A 22,566-nucleotide genomic window follows, 5' to 3' on the forward strand; every position below is an offset into this window, starting at 1 on the left:
AGCCTTGCTGCGAACGGCGATGAGCCCGACCGAGTCGACCGGCCTCGTCTCAGCTGCCTTCGACATACCGAGACGACCGCGAACTGCCTCAGAACCCGTCACGATTGGGGCTGCGAGTGGGGTAGTCGATGAGCGAGGACATCGAAATAGCGCTGGCTCGCCCAGGCTTGCCGATCGCCGATGACGTAGAGACGACGTTTCGCCCGACTGGCCGCGACATTGAGCAAGTTGGGCTTGCTCGCAGCCCACCGACGCGCACCCGGACTTTGCGGATCGCTGCCTAGCACGAGGATCACGATGTCGGCTTGCTTCCCCTGAGCGGTATGGATCGTTCCCGCGACCAGCCCGGGATAGCGATTCCCGAGTCCGGCTACCCGCCTAGCGATATCCCGGAACGGCGCGATCACCATCACCTCGGACATAGGAAAACCAAGCCCAGCGAGGGAACTGACGATCCGATCGAGCTGTACGCCCTCAGCGGGGATCCAGTGTCCCTGCGAATCGAAGGCTGAGACGTCGATCCACTTCGAGTCGGGCAAGACTGGGTACTCCTCGGCGAACGACGCCGAATCAGCAGATCCGATGGCGTGGATCATCATGCCGTCGTAGGCGATGTCATTGGCTATGCCGAACATCGGCTCATCGCACCGCCGATGCACAATCAGCGGTGCACCCACCCAGATCCTTCCGTCCTCATCCGGCAACCACGTCCCCATCGGAGTGATCCGGTCAGCTAGTCGCTGCACGGAAGTGCGCCTGACCGACCACTGCTCATCGACACCAAGCTCTTGGCGGATAGCCTGCTCCGCACGAAAAGGCACCGTGCTGATGGGCTCCAGCTGCAAGGGATCACCAACGATCACCGCGCGCTTCGACCGCCACAACGCACCCACGGCGCTCTGCGGAGTTGCCTGTCCGGCCTCATCGATCAGCAGCCATCCCAGGGCATCACCCTCCACGTGGGAGAACATCCGGGCGAACGACGAAAAAGTTGTCGATATCACCGGCACGACCAAGAAGAGCGCCTGCCATGCCGCCAGCGCCTCGGCTTCGGACAGGCCCTTTGGAGCATCGCCCTTCAGGATATCCATCGCACTGTGGAGAGTTTTGCGCATCTTCTCCGGGACGTGCTGCAGGAACACTTTGTGCAATCTTAGTGCGGCCAGGAACAGTTCCGTACGAGCGCAGTTCCACTCCGCGTCGGTCCATAGTGCCGTCAACTCCCGGCGTCTCCGATCCTTTCGCCAGGAATCGTCGAGGAAATGTGGCCCAAGACTCGCCTGTCCGCGCTTTACGGTAGCGAGGATCCCGTTCAAGGCTGTCACAGCTTCCCGCACCGTCGCCGCGGCGGCCCCGGCAGCGTGATCAGCGACAGCTCCCTCGTGCGCCAACCTCGACTGGGCGGCGCATGCCGCACCGTAATTCTGTTCGGCGGCCTCGGCACCTTCGGCAAGCCGCTGGTCGCTGACTCGCCATTTCCGCATGGCCCCGCCCAAGGTTGTCAGCCACTCCAGAAACCCAGGTTTGAAGAGGAGATTGTCGGCGCGCAGCGACAGGCACCGTCCTCGCTCCCGCTGCCAAGCCTGCACGATCCGTTCCGCCTCAGCGAGGTGAGCGCGCGCATCGGCTGACCTTCGGTTCGCCTCGGCGTATACCTGACGGCGCTCGCGTACACGATTTTCCGCCGGCGCTTTCCGCATCACGGCCTGATAGATCTGTTCACGCTCACGCTGCCCGGATTCTGCCCGCTCGAGGACCCCTCGGAAATCCGCGACCGCATCAGCCCACGTACACGGCGGCGTCGTGAGCTCGTAGTCTCTGAGGATCGCGTGCAGACCAGCGTGGGACAAATCGAGCTTGATCACCTGCTCGTCAGGGTCGTCAGGGTCGACCTCGCACTCGTCCAGGTCGGCCGATCGTACTGACGTCGGCTTGCGATACCAGAACTTATCGACGAAGTTCTTGCGGTTTCCCTTCTTGCCGAGGCGCGCCGCGAGCAGTCCCCACCCGGAGGCCTCATCACCCGGCCGACGACCTCCTGCGAGCAGCACCGAACTGGTACCGGCGAAGTAGTCGAGCTCCTCGGCCATTCCCCGCCAGCACTCGTCGATCGCTTCGATCGCGGGCATTTCATTGGTGACGTTCTCGACCGCGCCGTTATTCGTCGACGCGACCACGATCTCGAAACCGGTCAGTTCCGGCTTCAACGTATGGACGTATCTCGTGAAACCGTTGGTCTTCCAGCTTGCTTCCTCCCCGATGAATGCGTCATCGGGACGAGACAGCGCAGCGAGTGCACGGGCGCGCTCCACCACCACCGCCGCGACGAGATCTCGCAGCATCGTCGTCTTCCCGGTCCCTGGTGGGCCGTTGACCGCGAAGATCCCGGTGCCGGTATGTGGTTGTTGCAGCGCGCTATTGACGGCGAGCTGCTGCCCCAATGCCAGCGAGTGCTCAGGATTGCTGGGCCATCGACCCAGCGGAATGTGTCGCGGTGCGATGGCGTCGGCGACCCTGTCCAGGTCCTCGTGCGCGTTCACCCGCTGCTTGAGGTTAAGACCGGAGTTGGGGCGCAAGTACTCGCGCAGCGCCGGACCGATCTTGCCCATCTCTGCTTGCTCGGTGACCATGATCAGATCATCGGCGATCATGCTGTTGAGGAAGTCGTGACCGGGGTTGTAGGCATTGTCAGGCCCTACAAGCTTGCTTTGAACACGGATCTCGCCATGGGGTACTGCAGCGCCCAATCGAGCTATGTCGTCGGCGAGACTGAAGCATCCAGCTAGCAGATGCTCCCCCATACGTCTGCCCACGGTGCGTCCGCGACGCGCAAGTGCCGCTGCCTCCGCATCATCCGATTCAGGCGCCACCAGCTTCTTGAACAGGTCGCTGAACTTGACCTTGACGGCCTCGAAACCGGCGAGCCAGCCGTCCACTCCAGGTCCGGGGTGAAGAACTCGACTCGTGGCCCACGCACAGCTGGACAAAACCTCCGATCCGACGATCGGGCGGCCTTCAGCGGAGACCACGAAGGTCACCAGCGCACTCTGATCAGCCGGGCGTTCCTCGAAGCTCGTCGCATCCGGCTCGAATACCGACTGCAGCACGTCGAAGATCGCGGCCATGCCGTAAATGCCCAGATGCACGACGTGCTGCCACACCCGGCCATCGACGGGCCGACGCCGCGCCAGCTCATGCTCCGGGGCCCAGGGCAATGGCTCACCCGGCTTGACCTCGAACATCAGCTGGCCGCGATCGACCTTGTCCACCTTCTGTGGGCTGAACATCTCTGCCATACTCCAGAACCGGACAATCCCCGCACGGTCCTCGTCCGTACCCGGCGCCGGCCGCGGCCGGATCGACTCCTTCACCTCGCGCCGAGGAAGACGTGACCGGGCGTCTTGCCCCACAACCGAAGGCGACCCACCGGCAGCCGCTAGGACCTGCACCAACAACTCAGATGGCCTAACGACACGCACCAAGGGCGGATCGACGGCAGGTTCGACCTCCTCCTCGGCGTAAGCGGTGTCTCCGCCTCGCACCAGGACAAGCCGACCCGCGGTGTTCGTTTCGCGGCGCTGAGGCGTTGGCAAACCGAGGCCGTCAAGGTCAGCGTGTACGTGCTGGTAGATCTCGTCCAATGACAAGGGATTCGGTGCAGCGAGCGCGCGCAGCAGGGCCGCGGTGAACGCGGTGTGCCGAGAACCTGGCGGGGCCTGCGACGGAGTGGTCGCCGAACTCGACGCCAAGGTGTAGGTGCCGGTGAGATTGAGCTGGCCTGCGACAAGGCCCTCCGCCGGGGCCATCGCGCCGATGGCCTGGCCAGAAAAACAGCAATCCAGGATCAGTACCCGGGCACGCGCACGCGCCTGCCCGAGGTCCTGCTTGATCCGGGCCACCGGGATGCCGCTGTAACCGACGTTGCGGGGCTCGGTGTCTTCGAGCCCCAGGTGCAGGCTCCCATCCTCGTCAAGCAACCCGTGGCCGGAGTAGTAGACCAGCAACAAGTCGGTGGCCTCGCGAGCTGCGCGGCTCAGAGTCGCACCGACGCTCGGCGACGACGCACGCGTATCGAGCCCTTCGACCATGCAGTGTTCGCTTCGGAGCAGGCCGTGCGCCGGATCAGTCAGGACGTCCCGTAGTGCCTTGAGGTTGTTCGACACCGCGGGAAGCGCGGAAAGATCGCTGGACTGAAAGGCGCTTGCGCCGATCAACACCGCACGGGAAGAACTGCCGTTCGGGAGCCAGAGGTCTGCCACCTGGCTCAATCCTCGACGGTTGTGATCAGCGCGCGAACCTCGCGGATCACAGACTCGGGATCAGCGGCCCGCTTCACGTCGACGCTGAACTCACGCCCATCCGGCGCTTTCATGCTCACGGTGACGTCCGCCCGGCGTTGTGTCAACCAGGTCGACACGGACTGAGCCAGCACCGCTCCTGCCCCACCGGCACCAAGCGTCACCGCCAGCACGTCCAACACGCCACCCATGTGCCCGGGGGCAACCGGGTGATTCCGCAGCTCAACACGGCCGCGCAACTCATCTTCACTCCCGAGCCACTCGCGCAGCATTCGCAGGTGCCGCTCCACGTCGTCACCGACGACCGTCAGGTGCAACTCGGATTCGCGTGCTTCTCTGGGCTGCTCATTGATCACGGGCATCCGGCCATCATGCCAGCGACATCATCATCGGGGGAACGATTCAGGAAAGTTCCGCTCAAAGCCGAGGTAAGTAAGAGGAGATATCAGCCAACGCATCGAGAACAGGAGTCGACATGTGCCCAGTGGCGTTTTCAGTTTCAGCGATCTCAATCGTGTTCTTCTCCGATCGCGAGTGATAGTGGAGTCCGCTAAACCGCAAATTCGCCAGGCCCAGCAAGGCCGATCCCAAGGGCTTGACGTCACCGCTGCCCTGGATCCGTTCCACCCGCTCGAATGCGTCAACGTCAGCACTGGTACGGAACCCGACCCACACCACCGACATGATCGCCGCGTTGCCGTGCCCGTCACCCACCGCGAGCACCAGGCGATCCAGCGAAGTACACGGCGTGCGGAGGAAGAACTCCTGCACCTTGCCCGTCGACGCCGCAAGGCACTTGATGTCATGCTCCGCAGCCTTCTTCAGCTGCTTGAGCCCCATCTTGCTCCAGGCCTCATCCGACTTTCCGCGCTTCGCTGAGCTGCGACTTTCGCTCTCCCGCGTGCCCAGATCACGCCCAGACAGCGAATCGACGACATCGCCGGCGACATTGTCCGCGAAGGCACCGGCCCCCGCGCTGTCGACCGCAGCCCCACCCAGCCCGCCCAGCGCGGTCGCTCCGCCACCGGCCAAGACCACTGCGGCCACTCCCGCAGCGACTACGGCACCGGCGTTTCCCTTCTTCTTGCCAGGATCAGATCCACCGCCCGCACCACCGATCCGTCGATCCGCCACCCGATCCCCCTCTTCGCCGCACACCCAGCCCAGGAACTTAAACCCGGAGCTGAGGTTCGAAGGAGTCGCACCAGCCGATCCAGCTCATTGGGTGACGACGAAAGTGGGGAAGTTCGGCGGTATGGAAATTTAGTGGCGTTCAAAGGTATCTGTTGCACGGCAACGTCCTCTTGTAATCGCGGGTAGCGATTACCGCGAGGACCGAGGTTGACCATGGTGATTCGACATCGCCGCGTGGCAAACTCAGCAAAGAAAAACGGGGTACCTCGGCTGTGGCGAGGTACCCCGTTGATCGTCTGTCTTACTACTGGTGAGCGGCCCTGCCGGACTTCGCCTCCGTGAGGAACGCGCCGAACGCGCTCGTGCTGAAGGTCAGCTCACCTCCGCTTCGGTCCTTCGTATCCCGGATGTCGGCAATCGCCGAAGTCATCGCGACCTCGACACAGTTGTTCTCGTTCCCGGTGTAACTACTCGTGCGCCACGTCTTCATGCAGTCGGTCCTCTAAGTAGGTCACGTGCCGATCGATCAGCTCAGCTGTCCCGTCTGGTGTCAGGGCAGCCTCGTTCGCCACGTCGTAGAACGACGCGACGAACCGCTGAACGTCGTCGCCATTCTCCACCCACTCGCCGCCACCGGCGTACTCCAGATACACCGCGTCCGGATCTTCGTCGTCCTCGAAACCCAGGATCGTGGAACCGCCGCCGCTCATCGTTCCGTAGGAGCCCGCGGTGAAGGGGATCAGCTGGATCGTGATATTCGGTTGCTTCGCAAGGGCCAGCAGGTGCCGAAGCTGCGCCGCCATGACTTCCCGGCCGCCGACCTCCCTGCGAATCACCGCCTCATCCAACAGCGCATGAAGCTGGAGCGCGTTGGCACCCTGGATGATCTTGTTGCGGCTGGCACGAGCGACCCGGATGCGGTTCTCGTCAACCGTGGCCGTGTGGAAACGGTGAGCCGACTTGCGCACAGCCGAGGCGTAATCGACGGTCTGCAGTAGACCAGGAACTCCCAGCGGCTCAATGTTCCGACTCGACACGGCGTCGACCTCAGCACGCGTGAACGCCCTAGCCTTCACGTTGTACGCCATCGGATGTGCCACACGCTTGGCATCGCCGGCGGCATCGGTCCACATCGCCTCGGCGTCGGCCCGCTCGTCGTCGCTGGCCTCGTAGAACGTCAGCATCGCGCCGAGGTCGTTCCACCCCGGCAGCGTGTACCCGTTCTCGATCCGCGACAACGTCGTCTGCGACTTGCGCGTCAGGTTCGCGAAGTCCACCTCCGTCTTGCCTGCGCGCTTGCGGATCGCGCCCAGCAGCTGGCCCAGCTTCCGCTTACGTCGGGTTTGGATCGACGGCATGGATCCTCCTCGTAGGTGTCGACGTCACCATAGCGGCAGATACCCCTGGCGGTATTCACTCGATCGCGTTCTAGCATAGGTGCATATTCCCCCGTAGATTCATCCCGGTCGGCGAGTCCCGGCGCCCCTCCTCTGGTGGGAGCGCGGGCCTGGGGCTCGCCGGCCCACCACGGAGAGGGGAAAGACATGGGCGCGGTCGTCGTCGGACTGGGCCTCATGGGCCTGGCAGGGATGCTCGGACTGCGCCTGCTGTGGGACGGCCGCGGGCGTCGCGGCATCGAGCACGAGTTCTCGGTCCGATCCATCCAGCAACGCCTCGACCAGGAGAAAGAAGCCAGTCATGGACAAAATCGCTGAACTCATCAGAACCGTCGCGCTGCTGTCCCGCCAGGAGATCGACGGCTGGCGATCACACGGCCCGATCGGCGACCGCATCCAGCGCGGATTCGTCACCTACAACGGGGAGCGCTACGCGATCATCCGCGACGACGACAGAACCGTCCTCGCCTTCACCCCACGCGAATGGAACGCCTTTACCGACGGCGTCGACAAGGGCGAGTTCAACCGCGAAGCCGGCCTCACCAAGGAGACAGCAGAATGAACTGGCACCACACCATCACCAACTGGCACAAGGCCACCCGCACCCACCACGAAGAGGACGCCTGCGTCGAGATCGGCGTCACCCACGGCGTCGTAGGTATCCGCGACACCAAGCACCAGATCATGCCCACCACGACCCGCCCAGTCGTCATTGTGAGCTCGTCGACCTTCGCGTCCTTTTTAGACGGTGTCCGGAGCTGACCCGTGCCCGACGACGTCACGCCGCCTTACATGGCCGCGAAAGCCTACGACATCCTCGGCAAGATCCTGCTCGGCCAGTGGTCGATCTTCCTGCACGAATGGGCCGACCCCCACCTGGACCCGCAACGCTGGCGCGACATCGTCGAAGCCGCCTGCCTCGACAACGACGTCCCGCACGAGTTCCTCATCCACCCCGAACTGGATCTCACCGTGGTCATCAACCCGGACAACAGGCCCAGCGAGGAACAACTCTCGAAGTCGATCCAAGCCATGCTGCACTTCCGCTGGACCCAACGCCCCATCCCGTCGGAACTCCGCGCGAAACCGGCTTCGACGGCCTTCGCCATCTACCACCGGAACCCAACCTGAGCCCAATGCCTCCGCCAGGCGCCCCGAGCGCCCGACGCGGATACCGGGGCCCAAACCTGCTCGGATGAACTGCTCAAGCCTCGCTACCAGCCCGACTAGTCCGGATTGACTACAAAGGGTGTGCCAAGGGTGACACTGCCGGTAGCGTCGTCCTGGTCCAAAATCCGGCGATCCTACTTAAGGAGCCCGCTCGTGCTTGAACTTGAGCCACTGATGCCTGCCGTTCACCGCTTCCCCGTGAACCTGACCGCCCCGCTGAAGAGCGCGGAAAAGCCCAGTTCAGCTCGCCCGTTCATCCTGCGCGGTGTCACCGCCCGCCCGGTCACGCCACTGCCGATGTTGGGCAGCGGACAGACGTCCCCCGGGCAAACACTCGTGCCGCGCGAATGCAACCAAGACGGCAAGTTGATCGACGACAGCTACACGGTCCCCGACCAGTGATCAAGCCGCTGGTCCTTGTGCTCGGAGACATCGCCGAGTAGGCAACGGCACGAGTCGTCGAGGAGCTGGACGCTCGCGGTGAGATGAACCCTTACCGCGACGGCATCGCCTTCTTTGAGGCAGTACGTGTATGGATGGCAAAATTCGATGCGGAGGAGCGCTCCGCCAGCGGCAAGCCGATCCCCGCCGACGTCGCGTTGCATTTTCGGCAGCTCACCGCCGGAGCGATCGAAGCCGGCGGGATAACAGACCTATACGAGGCCGCAGGGCTGCCTCGACCGAACCTGTCCCATCTAGACGACGAGTTCATCGCGCGGATGCAAGCTGCCCGCAATCCACCTGGCGATCGAAGCCTTGCGACGGCTGATCGAACAGGAGATGCGCACGGTCACAAGGCACAACATCGTCCGACAGCAGAGCTTCTCCGACCGGCTCATCGAACTCATGAACAAGTACACCAACCAGAACCTCACCGCCGCTCAAGTGATCGCCGAGATTGTCGCCATGGCCAAGGAGGTCTCTGCCGATAGCCGCCGTGGCGAGCAGTTCAGCCCAAGTCTGGACCATGACGAAATGGCGTTCTACGACGCAGTAGCACAGAACGAGTCGGCCGTAGACGACATGGGGTCAGGCAAGCTAGCCGACATCGCACGTGACCTGGTGCGATCGCTTCGCCGTGACGTGACCACCGACTGGGTCTCCCACGACGACGTTCGTGCAAAGTTGCGGAGCACGATCAAGCGTCTACTTGCTGTCCACGGCTACCCACCGGACGCCGAACCCACGGCGACTCAGCTGGTGCTGACCCAGATGGAGACCTTCGCCGAGGAGTGGGCGCCGAACAAGGAGTGATGACCAGCTCGACTCCACGACCACACGATCGGGCGACTTGCGCGATCTTCGAGATCTTGGATAGCTTCAAGCGTCCAAGATCCCGAAGTTGGGAGTCATGGTGAATAACCCACCATTTACGCTTGATCTAGATCTGTTTGAGTACCTCAGAAAGGAGTCATACCCACTTGAGAGCGTAAACGACGTCCTGCGTCGCCTGCTGAAGCCAGAGCAGCCTCGCCGTCGGAAAGTTAGCACTTCAACCGGCAACTTAGCGCAGCGACGACCGGGTGCCTTGATGCCACTGCTGGACGCAGGGCTGGTCGAAGCCAACGATGATCTGATTCACGAACAGCCTCGCAAAGGCCTGATTCACTGCGGTACCATCTTGGCCGATGGCTGGGTCCGGGTGGGCGGATGCGACTTCACCACACCATCGCCAGCATTAAGAACCTGTATAAAGACTCAAGTCGACGGCTGGGCCAGGTGGACACATCAGCGCTCCGGCCATTCGCTCAAAGCACTCAGAGCAACGCTATGATTGAGAGAACGGATCCGGCGGGTGCCCTGCTGACGATGCAGCCCCGACACTCCAAACTGCTCAATCATCACCCTGGATGAGGCGAGCCTTCAGCTCGCGTAATCACGGACCACCTTGGGCACTCCAAGCCCTCGATGACCCAGGACGTCTACATCGGTTGTCCGGCCGTGTCGCCCGCTGTGGAGAGCACGTGGCGTAAGGACGAATGAGGGGTTTTGCGGGGTAAAGCGGGGGATTGATCTTGAGGAACTCTCTCCCCTACCCGCTGACCTGGGGATTGGTGCCCCCGACGGGTCTCGAACCCGCACTGGGTCGGTTTTAAGCCGACTGCCTCTGCCAATTGGGCTACGGGGGCCCTGGCAGTTTAGCGAGCAACCGCCCGGCCGCGAGCGGCGCGCCTACTCGGTGGCCTCGGGCTTGCGGTGTTCGAGCCAGCGGCTGCCGAGCTGGTCCCAGATCGCCTGGTAGTCGCCGAAGCGTTCGCGGATGACGGCGACGTCGAGTTGGTCGGGCGGGGTGGACGCGAGATAGAAGCTGACCTCGTCGCGCAGGTGGTAGAAGCGCTGCTCGCTTTGCTCCATCAGGACCCACAGCGACCGCCAGGCGAAGAAGGGTTCCAGGGCACCGACGATGGTCACCACGGTGACCAGGGCGAAGGCGACACCGGTCCAGCCGTTGAGGTTCTGGAGGCCGAGGATGATCGTCGACGTTGCCGAGAGCACGAGCGCACTGGCCTTGACGATGATCGACTTCAGTTTGAAGCGGCGCTTGCGGTCGCGCGCGTAGTCGTTGCCGCGTTCGATCCTCGCGATGAGGTCGTGCACCAGCTCGACCGGGGTCAGGCCCGGCTTCGGGAGTTCGGACTGGATCTGGGGACGCGGTTTCCGGAGAGCACTCACGAAGAGACACCGTAGACGCGGAGAAGGCCCCTTCCGTAGTTAAAAGGGGCCTTCTCCGAGCTAAAACGTCAGGACTTCGTGGCGCGGTCGAACTCTTCCTTCGGGTTGTTGATCTGACCCAGCGAAATGATCTCGCGGCGGAAGAGGCCGCCGAGGATCCAGTCCATCAGGATGCGGATCTTGCGGTTCCAGGTCGGCATCGCCTTGAGGTGGTAGGCGCGGTGGAACAGCCAGGCCGGGAAGCCCTTGATCTTCAGGTTCAGCGCGTCCGCGACGCCCTTGTGCAGGCCGAGGCTGGCGACGGCGCCGAGGTTCTTGTGGAAGTAGTCCTTCGGCTGGTCGCCGCGGATGGACTTGATGATGTTCTTCGCGAGGTGGCGGGCCTGGCGGACGGCGTGCTGCGCGTTGGGCGGGCAGGTCGCTGTCGGGTCGGCTTCGGTGCGCGAGAGGTCGGGGACGGCGGCGTTGTCGCCGGCGGTCCAGACGTCGGGGTGGCCGACGACCTGGAGCCTGGCTGTCGCTTCGAGGCGACCGCGCTTGTCGAGCGGGAGGTCCGAGTTGGCCAGCACCGGGTTCGCCTTGACCCCGGCGGTCCAGATGATCGTGTCGCTGTCGAACTCGGTGCCGTCCGAAAGCACGACGTGCCCGTTTTCGAACGACTTCGCGGCCGTGGACAGGTAGACCTCGATACCGCGCTTCTCGAGCTGCTCGACGGTGTACACCCCGAGCGTCTCGCGGACCTCGGGCAGGATTCGCCCGGCAGCCTCGACGAGGACCCAGCGGACGTCCGCGGGCTCGATGTTCGGGTAGTAGTTCTCGACCGCGAAGCGCGTCATGTCTTCGAGTTCGGCCAGCGCCTCGATGCCGGCGAAGCCGCCGCCGACGACGGTGAAGGTGAGCAAACGTTTGCGCACCTCCGGGTCCAGTGTGCTGGCCGCCTGGTCGAGTTTCGTCATCACGTGGTTGCGCAGGTAGATCGCTTCACCGATGGTCTTGAACGCGATGCCCTGTTCCGGCAGCCCCGGGATCGGCAGGATTCGGGCCACGGCACCCAGAGCCACGACGAGAATGTCGTAGTTCAGCTGCTCCATGTGCCCGTCGGCCGCTTCGACCGTGACGGCTTTGCGCTCGTGCTCGATCTTGGTGACGCGCGCGGTGAGCACGTGGCAACGCTTGAGGACGCGCCGCAGCGGGACCACGACGTGCCGCGGCTCGATGGCGCCGGCGGCCGCTTCCGGAAGGAACGGCGAGTACGTCATGTGGGGCTGGGGGTCCACCACGGTCACGGATGCCTCGTTCGCACGGAGCATCTTCTGAAGTCCGAACGCCGTGTAGAGACCGACGTAGCCACCACCAAGGACGAGGATCCGAGTCGGTTCCTTCTTCGCTGCCATGCGCCCATCCTCCCACCCCCGGACGCATATCGCTCGGGTACCCCGTCCCGCTGTGACCAGCGTCGCGGCCACGTCCGTACCGATTCAGACGAGGCCGGCCGAACGTGCCGCAGCGACTAGGACTTCGCGCAGCATCGCGGGTGTCAGCGTGCCGGTACTGACGTTGCGCGGCGACACGTGATAGCAGCCGAAAACGTCCAGATCGGCAGGCCCGTGCAGCGGCACGAGGACACCGTGCCCGAACTTCGGCCGCGGGGGCGGCACCTGCCAGCCCGCGGCCTCGAGCACCGGGAACAGCGCCTGCCAGCCGAACGCGCCGAGGACGACCACGGTCTTCAGCGTCGGCCGGAGCAGCTCGAGTTCGGTGGCCAGCCACGGCCGGCACGTGTCGCGCTCGACCGGCGTCGGCTTGTTCTCCGGCGGCGCGCACCGGACGGGCGAGGCCATGCGGACGCCGTTCAACTCGAGGCCGTCGCCGATGCGCACCGACGTCGGCTGCGACGCGAGCCCGACGTCGTACAGCGCCTGGAACAGGAAGTCCCCGGAGGGATCGCCGGTGAACATGCGGCCGGTCCGGTTCGCGCCGTGCGCCGACGGTGCGAGTCCGACGATCACCATCGACGCGTCAGCGGGCCCGAACCCCGGCACCGGACGTCCCCAGTACGTCTCGCCGGCGAACGCCGCGCGCTTGGTGACGGCGACTTCTTCCCGCCAGGCGACCAGACGGGGGCAGGCCCGGCAGTCGCTGACCGCCGCGTCGAGTTCGTCGAGCGTTCGTCTCCGCACGCGTCCATTGTGAACTCGGATAGGTTGGCGGTATGCCTGACACCACTGCCGAAAAGCCCGCCGAAGCGGAACCGAAACCCACGGAACCGGCGGACGACCTGGTCACCACGCACCACACGATCACGGCCAAACGCCGCAAACTCGCCTACACCGCGCAGACCGGTCGCGTCGTCCTGCGCAAGGAAGGCGCCACCGATGGCAAGTCCGACGGCAACCAGCCCAAGGCCGAGGTCTTCCTCACCGCCTACACCCTCGACGACGCCGACCCGGGCACCCGACCGGTGACCTTCGCCTTCAACGGCGGACCGGGCTCGTCGAGCATCTGGCTGCACATGGGCCTGCTCGGGCCGCGGCGCGCCGTCTCCGGCGACGTCAACGACCCGGCCCCGCCGCCCTACCGCGTCGTCGACAACCCCGAAACCCTGCTGGCCCACAGCGACCTGGTGTTCATCGACCCGGTGTCGACGGGCTATTCGCGGCCGACGAACGGCGAGCAGGCGAAGGACTACCACGGCTTCGCCCCGGACATCGAGTCCGTCGGCGAGGTCATCCGGCTCTGGACCTCGCGTAACGAGCGCTGGCTCTCGCCGAAGTTCGTCGCCGGTGAGTCGTACGGCACGCTGCGCGCCGCCGGACTCGCCGCCCACCTGCAGGAACGGCACGGCCTCTACCTCAACGGCATCCTGCTGATCTCCGCCGTGCTGGACATGGGGACGATCCGGTTCACCGAAGGCAACGACACGCCGTACTCGCTGTTCGTGCCGACGTACGCGGCTATCGCGCACTACCACGGCATGCACGGCGACAGGCCGCTCGACGACGTCCTCGCCGACGCGGAGGACTTCGCCGCGCGCGACCTCCCTTGGGCGTTGCAGCGGGGCGCGCGGCTTTCCACTGCCGAGCGGACCGAAGCGGTGGCCACGCTCGCGTCACTGACCGGGCTCTCGGAGTCCTATGTGGACCGAGTGAACCTGCGTATCGAACATATGCGGTTCTACACCGAGCTGTTGCGGGACAAGGGACTCGTCACAGGACGGATGGACGGTCGGTTCACCACCTGGGAGCCCGACGGCGGCCGTGAGCACATGAGCGACGACCCGTCGATCTCGCGCATCATTGGCGCGTACGCCGCGGGCTTCAACCACTACGTCCGCGCGGAACTAGGCTACGCCAACGACCTTCCGTACGAGATCCTCTCGATCGACGTCAACAAGGCGTGGTCGTACTCGGACTTCGAGGGTCGCGCGGTGTCCGTCGTCGATTCGCTGGGCGAAGCGATGCGCGCGAACCCGCACCTCAAGGTGCACGTCGCGTTCGGCCACTACGACGGCGCGACGCCGTACTTCGCGTCCGAGCACGTGCTGGCGCACCTGAGCATCCCCGAGGAGCTGCGGGAGAACATCGATTCGGCGTACTACCCGGCCGGGCACATGATGTACGTCCACGAGCCGTCGCGGATCCAGCAGTCGAAGGATATTGCGAAGTTCATCACTACCAGCTCAAACAGGTAGTTGAAGATGATCAAGCCTTAACGTGGGCATGGGACGTACGTGGGATCAGAGAGTCTGAATCCCAGGGAATCCCATGCCCACCCAGGTACTGCTAGACAGCCCCATCCAGAGCGGCCATGACTGGCTCGACATCGGCGTCGGGATGGTCCGGTGCACCAGGTGCCCGGTCCGTGTCACACCGCCCGTCATCAAGCACGGCTTCGTCCCGCCGTGCTCCCCCGACGAGCAATGCCCCGCGTCCATCTCGCTCGGCCACCACGAGATCACCCTCACCCCGGGCAGCGCGGCCACGTCGGGCTCGTGCCTCTTCTGCTTCACCGAGTTCGGACCGGCAGGGCCAGGCCCTGCAGCAGGGACGCCGCACCTCTACTCCGACGACTGCCCGTGCGAGCCGCTCGTCCTTGACGGCGGCGGCCGCTGGCACCGCGGTGACCCGAACACCGTCTTCGAGCCGAGCCCCGGCGACGACATCGACGCCAACGGCTACGCGCTCGTGGACCACAGGTAGCCCGCGATGTCGACGCTCGAAGTATGGCGCCCGGTCGCGAGGTACGAAGGCATCTACGAGGTATCCGACATTGGACGGGTACGGAGTCTCGAACGAATCGGCACCTTCGGCCGCCGGTGGCCCTCGGTGCTGCGCCGCACGCACATCAATGTCACTGGCTACCGAGCACTGCCGCTCTACCGAGGAGATGGCGGGGCCAGTCACCGCATACACAGGCTGGTCTGCGAGGCATTCCACGGGACGCCCCTGCCGGGTCAAGTGGTTCGACACCTCGACGGCGACTGCCTGAACAACTGCGCCGAGAACCTGACGTGGGGAACGTTCAGCGAGAACTCTCGGGACGCGGTACGTCACAGGACGAACAACAACTCGGCCAAGGACTCCTGCAAGAACGGGCACCTGCTCGAGGGCGCGAATCTGCATATCGCACCGACCGGCTACCGCGTGTGCCGGACCTGCAATCGCAACGCGGTAGCTCGGTATGTCGCCCGCAAGGCGGACCACCGATGACGGCGACCGCGTTCCTCACCGCACCGGCCATCGCGACCGTATCCGTGCCAAAGGCGACCCACGTCGCCGTCCCACGCTGGGCACGCTCGACGTACCTGCGCGCGGTCGTCCTCTACCTCGCCGTCCGCGCGCTCGGCATCGGCGTCCTCGCGGTCATGGCCAGCCGCGCGCACCTGCCGCTCCTCGACCGGCTCACCGCGTGGGACGGGCAGTGGTACCTCAACCTCGCGCAGGCCGGCTACGGCATGACCGGCACCATCGACGCCACCGGCAAGCCCTTCGCCGACGCACCGATGGCGTTCTTCCCGCTCTACCCCTCGCTCATCTCCCTGGTGCACAACCTGCCAGGGGTCAGCCTCACCGCGGCCGGGATCGTCGTCAGCACGCTGGCCGGTACGGCGGCCGCGTGCGCGCTGCTGCGCATCGGCCGGCTCGTCTCCCCCGGCTCGACGCGGACCGGTCTGATCCTCGTCGCACTGTGGGCCGGGGCGCCGATGGCCATCACCGAAAGCATGGTCTACACGGAGGCGTTGTTCACCGCGCTCGCCGCGTGGGCGCTCGTCGGCGTGCTCGAGAGGAACTGGTACCTGGCCGGCGCGGCTTGCCTGTTCGCCGGGCTGACCCGCTCGACCGCGGTCGTCATCATCGCCGTCGTCCTGATCGCCGCGTTGATCGCGTTCTACCGGGATCTCGCCCGCTGGCCGGCACTCGCCGCCGCGGTCGCCGCGCCGCTCGGACTCGTCGCGTACTGGGGCTCCGTTGCCATCCGGACGGGCAGCCTCACCGGCTGGCAGGACATCGAGATGCGCGGCTGGAACACGCGGTGGGACTTCGGCAGGGAGGCGTGGCTGTTCATCAAGGGCAACCTGTTCGGCGATGGGCCGACGTTCGAGGTGGTCGTCGTCGCGGTCGTGCTCGGCGCCATCGTCCTCGCCGGGCTGTCGGTGCGTCGGCTGCCGTGGCCACTCGCCGCGTACGCCGTCGGTGTCGTCCTGCTCGTCGTCGGCACAGCGGGCCTGCCGTTCGCGAAGTCCCGCTTCCTGCTCCCCGACTTCCCCCTGCTCATCCCGATCGCTATCGGCCTGGCGAAATGCCGCACCTCGACCGCTATGTGGGCGACGGTCGCGTTCGTGCTCGCCGGGTCCTGGTTCTCCGCCTACTCACTCACCGTTTGGAGGTACGCGATCTGATGCGCTGGCACCGTTGCCACCACCATCACCGGCCGCCGAACTACATGCTCCGGCGCGCAATCCTTGTCGGGCTTCTACTTCTCGCCGGGATCTACGCAGCCACTCACTAACCGAGATCACGGTTAGACCGTCGCCGTTCGTATTCCGTAACACCCTTCCCACGCTTAGCGAATAGTGCACCGACGAAGAAAGAGGAAACGCCAATGCCAGACCAGAACCCTTACGCGCCACCTGCGGACAACAATGCGTACATGCCTCCGGTGAATCCCCACCACTTCGGGAATCTGCCAATTGAGCCACCGAGCAAGCAGAAGCACACCCTGCGCACCGTCATGCTCGTCATCGGCTCGCTCGTCGGCGTGCTGTTCATCGGCGGCATCATCGCTGCAGCGACCGGGGCCGCCTCGAAGGGTCCGACCACAGTCGGCGCCGGCGTCTCCTCGGCCGACACCCAGCAAGTCGCCGCGCCTGCCGCGCCGATATTCACCACTGCCGCCACGCCGACACTTATCCCGGTTCCTGTGGTGCCCCCCAAGCCGAGCGACTTCACCGCCACCGTCAAGACGATGAGCAAGCACTGCTTTGGGTCTGCAGGGTGCAACGTCGCCGTCCAGCCCGACCTCAGCTACCACGGGATCGCCGACCTGACGGCGATGACGTGCTCAATCACCTACAACGTTTCGGGCGACGAGTCTGGGCCCACGATCGAGACCGGCACGACCTCGGGTAGCCAGTTCAGCTTCACCGAGTCCTTGATCAGCACTCCGTCGAGCAAGACGAAGATCGCTATCACGGTCACGGACGTCACCTGCAACTAAACCCCGAGCAGCAGAACGCCCCGGCGCAGTATCGGTGTGCGCCGGGGCGTTCTGCTGCTCGGTTACTGCTGGGTCTTGACCGCGGCGGTGAATGCGGCCCACTGAGAGCTGCTAACGGTCAACTTGCCACCCTCGCGGTTCTTGGTGTCTCGCACGCCGACAACGTTGCCAGTGGCGACCTCGACGCAGTTGTCGGTTGATCCGCTGTAGCTTGACTTTTTCCAGGGTCCCGCCCGCTCGGGTACGGTCATCTTGTCGTCTCCTTGCCCTTGATGACATCGGCGATGAGCTCAGCTGTGTCGGTCGGGCTCATCGCCACTTCTTCCACCCTGTTCAGTGCACGTTCATACGGCCCAACTTCGTTGGGCTCGTGCAGAAACAGGCCGGAAATCTTGTTCTCGAGGTGCACGATCGAACCGCGATCGGCGAACTGCGCGATCGAGAACGGTCCCTCGAGGCCGGGATGCCACGTCGTGCGCGTCGGGATCACGCGGAGCTCGACGTTCGAGCGCTCCCCCATCTCCAGCAGGAACGCCAACTGCTCGAGCATGACCTCTTCGCCGCCGATGAGTTCGAGAAGCACCGGCTCCCACAAGAACGCGCGCAGCTCAACCGGTTCCTTGCGGGTGATCGATTCCCGCCGGCCGACACGAACGGCGACCTTGAGGTCGATCTCCTCGCGGGGCACCTCGGCGGCGATCATCACGGCTCGCGCGTAGGGACCCGCCTGCAGCAGCCCGGGGATGAGCAGCGGCGAAACGGCGACGATGGTCTGCGCAGTGCGCTCGATCTCGAGAAGCGCGGACAGTTGGCCTTGCTGCTCCGGCATGCCGACCGAGAGCCAGTGCGCCGCGTCGGTGTCGCGGGACATCTCGACGAGCGCCTGACGAACGTCAACGGGTGCGTCGGCGACGGTGAGGAACGCAGCGACGTCGGCTTCGGATGGTGTCCTGTCGCCGGTTTCCCAGCGGGAGACGGTGGGGTGGGCGTAGCCAAGACGTAGCGCCATCGCACGTACTGAAAGGCCGTCGACAGCTTCACGGGCCTTGCGCAGCTCGGCGCCGAGGGCACGGCTCTTCGGGGTGGTACCAGCCATGGACCACAGAATACGCACACGTTGGGCCCCGTCAGGGGTCACCCGATTGGTGCATTGAGTTCTGGGTGGTGCCATGCCGATACTTGGTTGGTACCGCCGGTACCACTGGTACCAACGCGGTGGCGAGGCCGAGACAAGCGGAAGGCTACGGGATGTCGGACTACGAGTGGCGCAGCACCTGGCCGGTTCAGGGCAAGGCGCTCGACGGCGGCACCGTCTCCGTGGTCATGGGCCTGCTCGAGAGACCTGACGGCACCTGGCTGGGGATCGCCATAGACGGCGCCGACCCGATCCTTCTCCCGATCAAGGAAGCCATCGCGCACAGCATGGCCGTCCGGGACGCGATCGCCGAGAGGTACCGCATCTCCAACCACGAGGGCGGTGGCCTGTGAGCTGGTTCAGCAACTCCGGGTCCGGCCCCGAGGTCCCGTACGAGCCACCGAAGGACGACGACAAGCAGGCGAAGGCCGAACCGGACGCGGCGTCCGCCACCGGAGAGGACGACCAGTGACCGTCACCGAGCACCGCCAAACCGCCTTCGACACCGCCGCCTGCTACATGCCGGTCACGATGGGCGGTGTCAGGCACCTCACCTACATGCCGCCGATCGCTCCGTACGCAGGCACTCGGGTGGAGTTGGCGTGCGAGCTCGTCCGCACCGTAGGCCGAGAGACCTGGCACGACGCGCTGTTCGACTGCCACCTCTGCACCGTGCTGTACGACCCCACTCGAGCTGCCCGGTCGGCGCGCCCGTCTCCCGATGGCGCCGCGCTGACTGGGTGACCAACCCTCAACCGGTCCGGGCTGCTCTCATCCCCCGACACGGCCCGGACCGGTTGGGCCTTGGCTCCGTGCCCGAACGCTGTATCGGTGGGCACGGGGAGGCCTCCGCGCTGGCCTTTAAGCGGCGCGGAGGAGCGGGGCCCGGTGGCATTCGCACGCACCCGGGCCCCGTCTCCACCCCAGATCGGTGCGCCGACCCCCCGCGGCGCACTTCGATACCGCGGCTGGGCAGTTCCGCCTGCAGGTCACCAGCCGCGGGAACGTCAGGGCCCGGTAGGCACCTCCCGCCTACCGGGCCCTGTCACATTCCAGTCACACCGGTAACAGACCACAAGGTCAACGCGACGACCACATCAAACCTACCTAGCGCCGGAGCCAGCCACGACCGAGATCCAGGACCAGCCCGCGGGGACCCAGCCGGCACCACGTCGTCCGCGGCGCGCGTGGATGATCGCCGCGGTAGGCGCCGCGATCGTGGTGGTCGGTGGCACGGTGGGCGCCGTGGTGGCGGCACCTGCCTCGCCGACAACGTTCACACTCAACGGGGCGGTGTCGATGCTGAACAGTGGGGATCTGATCCAGGCGAACGGGGACGGCGGCTGCTACGGGATCGGCAGCTATTCGGACCTCGCTACGGGTGCCACCGTCACTGTGCGGGACGAGAGCGGGCTAACCGTCGCGATGGGCACGCTCGGGGCAAGCGACGCCGCTGTCACGCCGCAGACAGGGTTCGTGTGGGGGTGCGACATCGACTTCGCCGTCGTCGGCGTGCCTGACGGGCACCCTCAGTATCAGGTGTCCGTCGCGAACCGCGCCCCGCAGGTGGTCTCTCTGAGCACCGCGCGCACCTACGGCGCGGTGCTGAACATCTGATTTTGGGCACAAAAAAGCAGGCCCCCGATACTCAACCTGGGCAGGGGATGCCAGGGAGTACCGGGGGCCTTGTGCCGCCTCCGACGGGGCGGCAGTAGGGGTGTCGGACCTACAGGGTGTTCTTGACGACGCCGACCGCGACGGGGGTGACGATCGCGGCGACAGCGGCGAGGATCGCGGCCACGATGCCCGCGGGCACGTGCACACCGACCGCGGCGAGGATGCCGAGGACGACCGGGGCGGGCAGCTGAGCGAGGATCGCCGCGACGACCTTCTTGTACTTCGCGAGGTTGGCGAGCATGGTTTCTCCGATCAGAGGTTCGTCGATGGGGCGCCGGGACATCAGAGGCGGCTCTCCGGCTGGAACACCGCGCGGTTCAGCGCCATGAAGCCCTGCTGGAAGTGGGTGCGCGCGATCGACACCCAGCGGCGGTCGACCTCGGATCCGTCGAGCTGGAGAAGCCAATCACCCAACTCGTTCTCCAGGTCCTTGGAGTGGTTGACCGTGTTGATCTTCTCGGGGCTCTGGGGAACGTAGCCGGTGATGGCTCCCGGTTCCTGCGGGTCGCTCATGCGGTGGGGGTGACGGCGATGGTGACCTTGACGTGAGCGGCGACCGCGGCGTTGATCGCGTCGGTGACCATCTGGGGAGTGATCGCCGGGTTGGCGGTCGCCGCGGCGAGAGCGGCCGTGAGACCGACGACAGCGGCCGCGATCTGCTGGATGCGGATGTTGTCCTCAGCGAGGCAGTTGTTCACGGTCTTGACCGTGGCGGGGGTGTCCACGCCTGCCCAGTTCGGCATATGCACGTTGTCGGTGAGAAGCATGTCGGGTGCACCAATCGGTAGGTACTGCTCGCTGATGTCCACCTGGACGCCCGCGACGGGCGCGGTGCCGTCATTGCGCTGCCACAGGTGGATCCACTGCTGGTTGGCTGCCGACGGCTGGGAGCCGGCGAGCCAGAAGTACGACCCGACACCAGCGTTGTGGGCGCCGGTGAGGGTCTCGAGGAACCCGTACGTGCCGGACTCGGTGTGGCCGAGGGCGTCGTTGAACCCGCGGGCGTACTTGACGGCGTCCGCGACCTGGCCGGCCGTGGCGTGGGAGTCTGCCGCGGCGAGGATCGGCACGGAGTCCGGGATCCCGCAGGTTCTCGCGTCCGCGCGTGCTGTGTTGGCGTGGGACACACCTGCGGCGTAGTCGTCGGCCGCGACCCACGCGTCGTCCGTGTTGAGCTCGGCGACGAGAAGCACCTGGATGCCGTTGCGCACGAGGTCCTGGTACTCGGCTGCGGTGATGCGCTTCCCTGCGCTGCCGAGCCCGACGTACCGGATCACGCCGACGTACCCGTCAGCTTTCAGGGTTGCGCCGGAGGGCCGGCCACCGGAGTAGTCGGCCCACTTCCCCAGGCTCATCAGAAGTTCCGGGCTTTCTTCCAGGCCAGGAACGCCTTCGCAGCGGCGGCGTTGTCGGTGACGTGGTGCTTCGCTGCCCACGGGGTCAACGCGGCCACCAGCGCGGCGTCAGCGGTCGCTACAGGTGCAGGAGGGACCGAAGTCGGGTCAGGCACCGGGACAGGAATCGGCGGAACCGGAACGGGAGTGGGGACAGGCTTTGGGGCTGGAAACGGGTTGGGCTTCCCGGTGAGTTCGGCGAAGTCCTCACCGAGCCCGAACAGGTCCAACCCTTCCGGGCTGTGACCGGACACGTCGAGCCACTCCGGGGTGATGACAACCCAGGCTTCTTCGACGTACTTGGACCACCACCGGTCCGTCATGTCCTCGACCGCGCCCCAGGTGACGATCCGCTCGTCCTTGTTGGCGGTGTTGAAGTAGCCGTGGTGGATGGCGTGGCCACCGTCGATGCCACCATCGTTGACGAGGACGTCCCACGGCTGGTGGTTGTTGAACTGGCCCATCGCGGAGTTCGGGAAGTTCACCCCGAGACACAAGCTGCCGAACAGGTTGAGTGCGGCGTCGAGCTCGACGCGGTCGGAGATCTTCACCGATGCGTACGCCAGGATCTTGTGTGCGTCCGCGTACTCCTTCGCGGCCGTGCCACCGATGCCGACCTTCTGCCAGTACGCCAACGCGTCGGCGATGACGGTGCCCTGGTCAGTCGACGGGTCCTTCGGGTTGTACCCAGTGACCGCGGAGTACCCCTTGATCAGATCTGCAGTGGTGACTTTGATGGTTTCACCGTTGCCGTAGGTGGATGCGGCTTCGATGACGTGCCCGATCATCGCCCAAACGCAGTCGCCGAGCTGGTCGTTGCCGTAAATCGGCCACTCACCCACCTTGGACAGGTAGTCCACCATCGCCGGGTTCGGCGGCACCGTGCCGGCGAGACGCGGACCCAGCTCGAGCTTCGGGCGCGCAGGGTCGTGGGGCAGCCGACCGAGTTTGAAAGTCGTCGGAGTCGTCAT

29 protein-coding genes, 1 tRNA gene and 1 pseudogene are annotated in these 22,566 nt (G+C 65.3%); 16 read left to right on the forward strand and 15 right to left on the reverse strand.

Going from position 1 to position 22,566, the window contains the following annotated elements:
• Positions 1 to 98 precede the first annotated feature (98 nt).
• From JWQ81_RS08375 to JWQ81_RS08395, 5 genes are all read right to left on the reverse strand, one after another.
• Positions 99 to 4,259 (reverse strand): AAA domain-containing protein, encoded by a 4,161-nt coding sequence (locus JWQ81_RS08375; protein ID WP_297539311.1) that lies wholly within the window; start codon positions 4,257 to 4,259, stop codon positions 99 to 101.
• Positions 4,260 to 4,264: 5 nt separating this feature from the next.
• Positions 4,265 to 4,660, reverse strand: coding sequence for a hypothetical protein (locus JWQ81_RS08380; protein WP_297539313.1), 396 nt, complete (start codon positions 4,658 to 4,660; stop codon positions 4,265 to 4,267).
• A 55-nt stretch (positions 4,661 to 4,715) separates the two neighbouring features.
• Positions 4,716 to 5,432, reverse strand: a complete 717-nt coding sequence (locus tag JWQ81_RS08385) for a hypothetical protein (protein WP_297539314.1) — start codon at positions 5,430 to 5,432, stop codon at positions 4,716 to 4,718.
• A 304-nt stretch (positions 5,433 to 5,736) separates the two neighbouring features.
• Positions 5,737 to 5,922 (reverse strand): DUF397 domain-containing protein, encoded by a 186-nt coding sequence (locus tag JWQ81_RS08390; protein ID WP_297539315.1) that lies wholly within the window; start codon positions 5,920 to 5,922, stop codon positions 5,737 to 5,739.
• Positions 5,900 to 6,790, reverse strand: coding sequence for a helix-turn-helix transcriptional regulator (locus JWQ81_RS08395; RefSeq protein ID WP_297539318.1), 891 nt, complete (start codon positions 6,788 to 6,790; stop codon positions 5,900 to 5,902). Before JWQ81_RS08395 ends, JWQ81_RS08390 begins: the two co-directional genes overlap by 23 nt.
• A 186-nt stretch (positions 6,791 to 6,976) precedes the next feature.
• Between JWQ81_RS08395 and JWQ81_RS08400 the strand changes: the two genes are divergently transcribed.
• The 7 genes and pseudogenes from JWQ81_RS08400 (at position 6,977) to JWQ81_RS44830 (ending at position 9,773) form a co-directional block, all read left to right on the forward strand.
• Positions 6,977 to 7,147, forward strand: a complete 171-nt coding sequence (locus tag JWQ81_RS08400) for a hypothetical protein (RefSeq protein WP_297539320.1) — start codon at positions 6,977 to 6,979, stop codon at positions 7,145 to 7,147.
• Complete coding sequence (locus JWQ81_RS08405) at positions 7,131 to 7,391, forward strand: DUF397 domain-containing protein (protein WP_297539322.1); 261 nt, start codon at positions 7,131 to 7,133, stop codon at positions 7,389 to 7,391. Before JWQ81_RS08400 ends, JWQ81_RS08405 begins: the two co-directional genes overlap by 17 nt.
• Positions 7,388 to 7,591: a DUF397 domain-containing protein gene (locus JWQ81_RS08410; RefSeq protein ID WP_297539324.1), complete on the forward strand. Its 204-nt coding sequence runs from the start codon at positions 7,388 to 7,390 to the stop codon at positions 7,589 to 7,591. The genes JWQ81_RS08405 and JWQ81_RS08410 overlap by 4 nt, the downstream gene beginning before the upstream one ends.
• Before the next feature lie 3 nt (positions 7,592 to 7,594).
• Positions 7,595 to 7,960 carry a hypothetical protein gene (locus JWQ81_RS08415; protein ID WP_297539326.1) on the forward strand — a complete coding sequence of 122 codons (366 nt, stop codon included), beginning with the start codon at positions 7,595 to 7,597 and terminating at the stop codon, positions 7,958 to 7,960.
• A gap of 192 nt (positions 7,961 to 8,152) precedes the next feature.
• Positions 8,153 to 8,401, forward strand: coding sequence for a hypothetical protein (locus JWQ81_RS08420; protein ID WP_297539328.1), 249 nt, complete (start codon positions 8,153 to 8,155; stop codon positions 8,399 to 8,401).
• Between the two features lie 134 nt (positions 8,402 to 8,535).
• Positions 8,536 to 9,253, forward strand: a pseudogene (locus JWQ81_RS08425) (DUF3387 domain-containing protein).
• Positions 9,254 to 9,350: 97 nt separating this feature from the next.
• Positions 9,351 to 9,773 carry a hypothetical protein gene (locus tag JWQ81_RS44830; RefSeq protein WP_366942271.1) on the forward strand — a complete coding sequence of 141 codons (423 nt, stop codon included), beginning with the start codon at positions 9,351 to 9,353 and terminating at the stop codon, positions 9,771 to 9,773.
• Positions 9,774 to 10,051: 278 nt separating this feature from the next.
• On the opposite strand, the gene JWQ81_RS08430 is transcribed toward JWQ81_RS44830, so the two are convergent.
• The 4 genes from JWQ81_RS08430 to JWQ81_RS08445 form a co-directional block, all read right to left on the reverse strand.
• Positions 10,052 to 10,128 (reverse strand) — tRNA-Leu (locus JWQ81_RS08430).
• Positions 10,129 to 10,171: 43 nt separating this feature from the next.
• Positions 10,172 to 10,672, reverse strand: coding sequence for an SLATT domain-containing protein (locus tag JWQ81_RS08435; protein WP_297539330.1), 501 nt, complete (start codon positions 10,670 to 10,672; stop codon positions 10,172 to 10,174).
• A gap of 68 nt (positions 10,673 to 10,740) precedes the next feature.
• Positions 10,741 to 12,066 (reverse strand): NAD(P)/FAD-dependent oxidoreductase, encoded by a 1,326-nt coding sequence (locus JWQ81_RS08440; RefSeq protein ID WP_297539332.1) that lies wholly within the window; start codon positions 12,064 to 12,066, stop codon positions 10,741 to 10,743.
• Positions 12,067 to 12,150: 84 nt separating this feature from the next.
• Positions 12,151 to 12,852, reverse strand: a complete 702-nt coding sequence (locus JWQ81_RS08445) for a uracil-DNA glycosylase (protein ID WP_297539334.1) — start codon at positions 12,850 to 12,852, stop codon at positions 12,151 to 12,153.
• A gap of 32 nt (positions 12,853 to 12,884) precedes the next feature.
• Between JWQ81_RS08445 and JWQ81_RS08450 the strand changes: the two genes are divergently transcribed.
• The 5 genes from JWQ81_RS08450 (at position 12,885) to JWQ81_RS08470 (ending at position 17,389) form a co-directional block, all read left to right on the forward strand.
• Entirely contained in the window at positions 12,885 to 14,363 is a 1,479-nt protein-coding gene (locus JWQ81_RS08450) for a peptidase S10 (RefSeq protein ID WP_297539336.1), read from the forward strand.
• 73 nt (positions 14,364 to 14,436) lie between these two features.
• Positions 14,437 to 14,871: a hypothetical protein gene (locus JWQ81_RS08455; protein ID WP_297539339.1), complete on the forward strand. Its 435-nt coding sequence runs from the start codon at positions 14,437 to 14,439 to the stop codon at positions 14,869 to 14,871.
• Positions 14,872 to 14,877: 6 nt separating this feature from the next.
• On the forward strand, positions 14,878 to 15,381 hold the full coding sequence (locus JWQ81_RS08460; RefSeq protein WP_297539341.1) for an HNH endonuclease: 504 nt from the start codon (positions 14,878 to 14,880) through the stop codon (positions 15,379 to 15,381).
• Positions 15,378 to 16,571: a hypothetical protein gene (locus tag JWQ81_RS08465; RefSeq protein ID WP_297539343.1), complete on the forward strand. Its 1,194-nt coding sequence runs from the start codon at positions 15,378 to 15,380 to the stop codon at positions 16,569 to 16,571. The genes JWQ81_RS08460 and JWQ81_RS08465 overlap by 4 nt, the downstream gene beginning before the upstream one ends.
• Positions 16,572 to 16,774: 203 nt before the next feature.
• The gene (locus JWQ81_RS08470; RefSeq protein WP_297539345.1) at positions 16,775 to 17,389 is read left to right on the forward strand and encodes a hypothetical protein; all 615 of its coding nucleotides are present in this window, start codon (positions 16,775 to 16,777) and stop codon (positions 17,387 to 17,389) included.
• A gap of 62 nt (positions 17,390 to 17,451) precedes the next feature.
• Here the strand turns inward: JWQ81_RS08470 and JWQ81_RS08475 are convergent, their stop codons facing one another.
• Both JWQ81_RS08475 and JWQ81_RS08480 read right to left on the reverse strand, forming a co-directional pair.
• The gene (locus tag JWQ81_RS08475; RefSeq protein WP_297539347.1) at positions 17,452 to 17,640 is read right to left on the reverse strand and encodes a DUF397 domain-containing protein; all 189 of its coding nucleotides are present in this window, start codon (positions 17,638 to 17,640) and stop codon (positions 17,452 to 17,454) included.
• Positions 17,637 to 18,485, reverse strand: a complete 849-nt coding sequence (locus JWQ81_RS08480) for a helix-turn-helix transcriptional regulator (RefSeq protein WP_297539349.1) — start codon at positions 18,483 to 18,485, stop codon at positions 17,637 to 17,639. Before JWQ81_RS08480 ends, JWQ81_RS08475 begins: the two co-directional genes overlap by 4 nt.
• Positions 18,486 to 18,637: 152 nt before the next feature.
• Here JWQ81_RS08480 and JWQ81_RS08485 point away from each other — a divergent pair, with 152 nt between their 5' ends.
• From JWQ81_RS08485 to JWQ81_RS08500, 4 genes are all read left to right on the forward strand, one after another.
• Positions 18,638 to 18,877: a hypothetical protein gene (locus JWQ81_RS08485; RefSeq protein WP_297539351.1), complete on the forward strand. Its 240-nt coding sequence runs from the start codon at positions 18,638 to 18,640 to the stop codon at positions 18,875 to 18,877.
• On the forward strand, positions 18,874 to 18,996 hold the full coding sequence (locus JWQ81_RS08490; RefSeq protein WP_297539353.1) for a hypothetical protein: 123 nt from the start codon (positions 18,874 to 18,876) through the stop codon (positions 18,994 to 18,996). Before JWQ81_RS08485 ends, JWQ81_RS08490 begins: the two co-directional genes overlap by 4 nt.
• On the forward strand, positions 18,993 to 19,268 hold the full coding sequence (locus JWQ81_RS08495) for a hypothetical protein (protein WP_297539355.1): 276 nt from the start codon (positions 18,993 to 18,995) through the stop codon (positions 19,266 to 19,268). Before JWQ81_RS08490 ends, JWQ81_RS08495 begins: the two co-directional genes overlap by 4 nt.
• A 447-nt stretch (positions 19,269 to 19,715) precedes the next feature.
• Complete coding sequence (locus JWQ81_RS08500; protein WP_297539357.1) at positions 19,716 to 20,141, forward strand: hypothetical protein; 426 nt, start codon at positions 19,716 to 19,718, stop codon at positions 20,139 to 20,141.
• A gap of 109 nt (positions 20,142 to 20,250) precedes the next feature.
• Here the strand turns inward: JWQ81_RS08500 and JWQ81_RS08505 are convergent, their stop codons facing one another.
• Genes JWQ81_RS08505 through JWQ81_RS08520 form a run of 4 tightly spaced genes read right to left on the reverse strand, consistent with a single transcriptional unit; the run spans position 20,251 to position 22,566 of the window.
• Entirely contained in the window at positions 20,251 to 20,442 is a 192-nt protein-coding gene (locus tag JWQ81_RS08505) for a hypothetical protein (RefSeq protein WP_297539358.1), read from the reverse strand.
• Positions 20,443 to 20,483: 41 nt separating this feature from the next.
• Positions 20,484 to 20,714, reverse strand: a complete 231-nt coding sequence (locus JWQ81_RS08510) for a hypothetical protein (RefSeq protein ID WP_297539360.1) — start codon at positions 20,712 to 20,714, stop codon at positions 20,484 to 20,486.
• Complete coding sequence (locus tag JWQ81_RS08515; protein ID WP_297539361.1) at positions 20,711 to 21,556, reverse strand: glycoside hydrolase domain-containing protein; 846 nt, start codon at positions 21,554 to 21,556, stop codon at positions 20,711 to 20,713. The genes JWQ81_RS08510 and JWQ81_RS08515 overlap by 4 nt, the downstream gene beginning before the upstream one ends.
• Entirely contained in the window at positions 21,556 to 22,566 is a 1,011-nt protein-coding gene (locus JWQ81_RS08520) for a hypothetical protein (protein WP_297539363.1), read from the reverse strand. The genes JWQ81_RS08515 and JWQ81_RS08520 overlap by 1 nt, the downstream gene beginning before the upstream one ends.

The organism is Amycolatopsis sp., assembly GCF_025464955.1.
Classification (GTDB): domain Bacteria; phylum Actinomycetota; class Actinomycetes; order Mycobacteriales; family Pseudonocardiaceae; genus Amycolatopsis.

What these genes read in the sequence shown, in the direction of transcription:
- JWQ81_RS08380 (WP_297539313.1), bottom strand. Translation starts at nt 4,660, where the DNA reads ATGCCCGTGATCAATGAGCAGCCCAGAGAAGCACGCGAATCCGAGTTG.
- JWQ81_RS08390 (WP_297539315.1), bottom strand. Translation starts at nt 5,922, where the DNA reads ATGAAGACGTGGCGCACGAGTAGTTACACCGGGAACGAGAACAACTGT.
- JWQ81_RS08395 (WP_297539318.1), bottom strand. Translation starts at nt 6,790, where the DNA reads ATGCCGTCGATCCAAACCCGACGTAAGCGGAAGCTGGGCCAGCTGCTG.
- JWQ81_RS08400 (WP_297539320.1), top strand. Translation starts at nt 6,977, where the DNA reads ATGGGCGCGGTCGTCGTCGGACTGGGCCTCATGGGCCTGGCAGGGATG.
- JWQ81_RS08405 (WP_297539322.1), top strand. Translation starts at nt 7,131, where the DNA reads ATGGACAAAATCGCTGAACTCATCAGAACCGTCGCGCTGCTGTCCCGC.
- JWQ81_RS08410 (WP_297539324.1), top strand. Translation starts at nt 7,388, where the DNA reads ATGAACTGGCACCACACCATCACCAACTGGCACAAGGCCACCCGCACC.
- JWQ81_RS44830 (WP_366942271.1), top strand. Translation starts at nt 9,351, where the DNA reads ATGGTGAATAACCCACCATTTACGCTTGATCTAGATCTGTTTGAGTAC.
- JWQ81_RS08440 (WP_297539332.1), bottom strand. Translation starts at nt 12,066, where the DNA reads ATGGCAGCGAAGAAGGAACCGACTCGGATCCTCGTCCTTGGTGGTGGC.
- JWQ81_RS08450 (WP_297539336.1), top strand. Translation starts at nt 12,885, where the DNA reads ATGCCTGACACCACTGCCGAAAAGCCCGCCGAAGCGGAACCGAAACCC.
- JWQ81_RS08455 (WP_297539339.1), top strand. Translation starts at nt 14,437, where the DNA reads ATGCCCACCCAGGTACTGCTAGACAGCCCCATCCAGAGCGGCCATGAC.
- JWQ81_RS08460 (WP_297539341.1), top strand. Translation starts at nt 14,878, where the DNA reads ATGTCGACGCTCGAAGTATGGCGCCCGGTCGCGAGGTACGAAGGCATC.
- JWQ81_RS08465 (WP_297539343.1), top strand. Translation starts at nt 15,378, where the DNA reads ATGACGGCGACCGCGTTCCTCACCGCACCGGCCATCGCGACCGTATCC.
- JWQ81_RS08470 (WP_297539345.1), top strand. Translation starts at nt 16,775, where the DNA reads ATGCCAGACCAGAACCCTTACGCGCCACCTGCGGACAACAATGCGTAC.
- JWQ81_RS08475 (WP_297539347.1), bottom strand. Translation starts at nt 17,640, where the DNA reads ATGACCGTACCCGAGCGGGCGGGACCCTGGAAAAAGTCAAGCTACAGC.
- JWQ81_RS08480 (WP_297539349.1), bottom strand. Translation starts at nt 18,485, where the DNA reads ATGGCTGGTACCACCCCGAAGAGCCGTGCCCTCGGCGCCGAGCTGCGC.
- JWQ81_RS08485 (WP_297539351.1), top strand. Translation starts at nt 18,638, where the DNA reads ATGTCGGACTACGAGTGGCGCAGCACCTGGCCGGTTCAGGGCAAGGCG.
- JWQ81_RS08500 (WP_297539357.1), top strand. Translation starts at nt 19,716, where the DNA reads ATGATCGCCGCGGTAGGCGCCGCGATCGTGGTGGTCGGTGGCACGGTG.
- JWQ81_RS08505 (WP_297539358.1), bottom strand. Translation starts at nt 20,442, where the DNA reads ATGCTCGCCAACCTCGCGAAGTACAAGAAGGTCGTCGCGGCGATCCTC.
- JWQ81_RS08510 (WP_297539360.1), bottom strand. Translation starts at nt 20,714, where the DNA reads ATGAGCGACCCGCAGGAACCGGGAGCCATCACCGGCTACGTTCCCCAG.
- JWQ81_RS08515 (WP_297539361.1), bottom strand. Translation starts at nt 21,556, where the DNA reads ATGAGCCTGGGGAAGTGGGCCGACTACTCCGGTGGCCGGCCCTCCGGC.
- JWQ81_RS08520 (WP_297539363.1), bottom strand. Translation starts at nt 22,566, where the DNA reads ATGACGACTCCGACGACTTTCAAACTCGGTCGGCTGCCCCACGACCCT.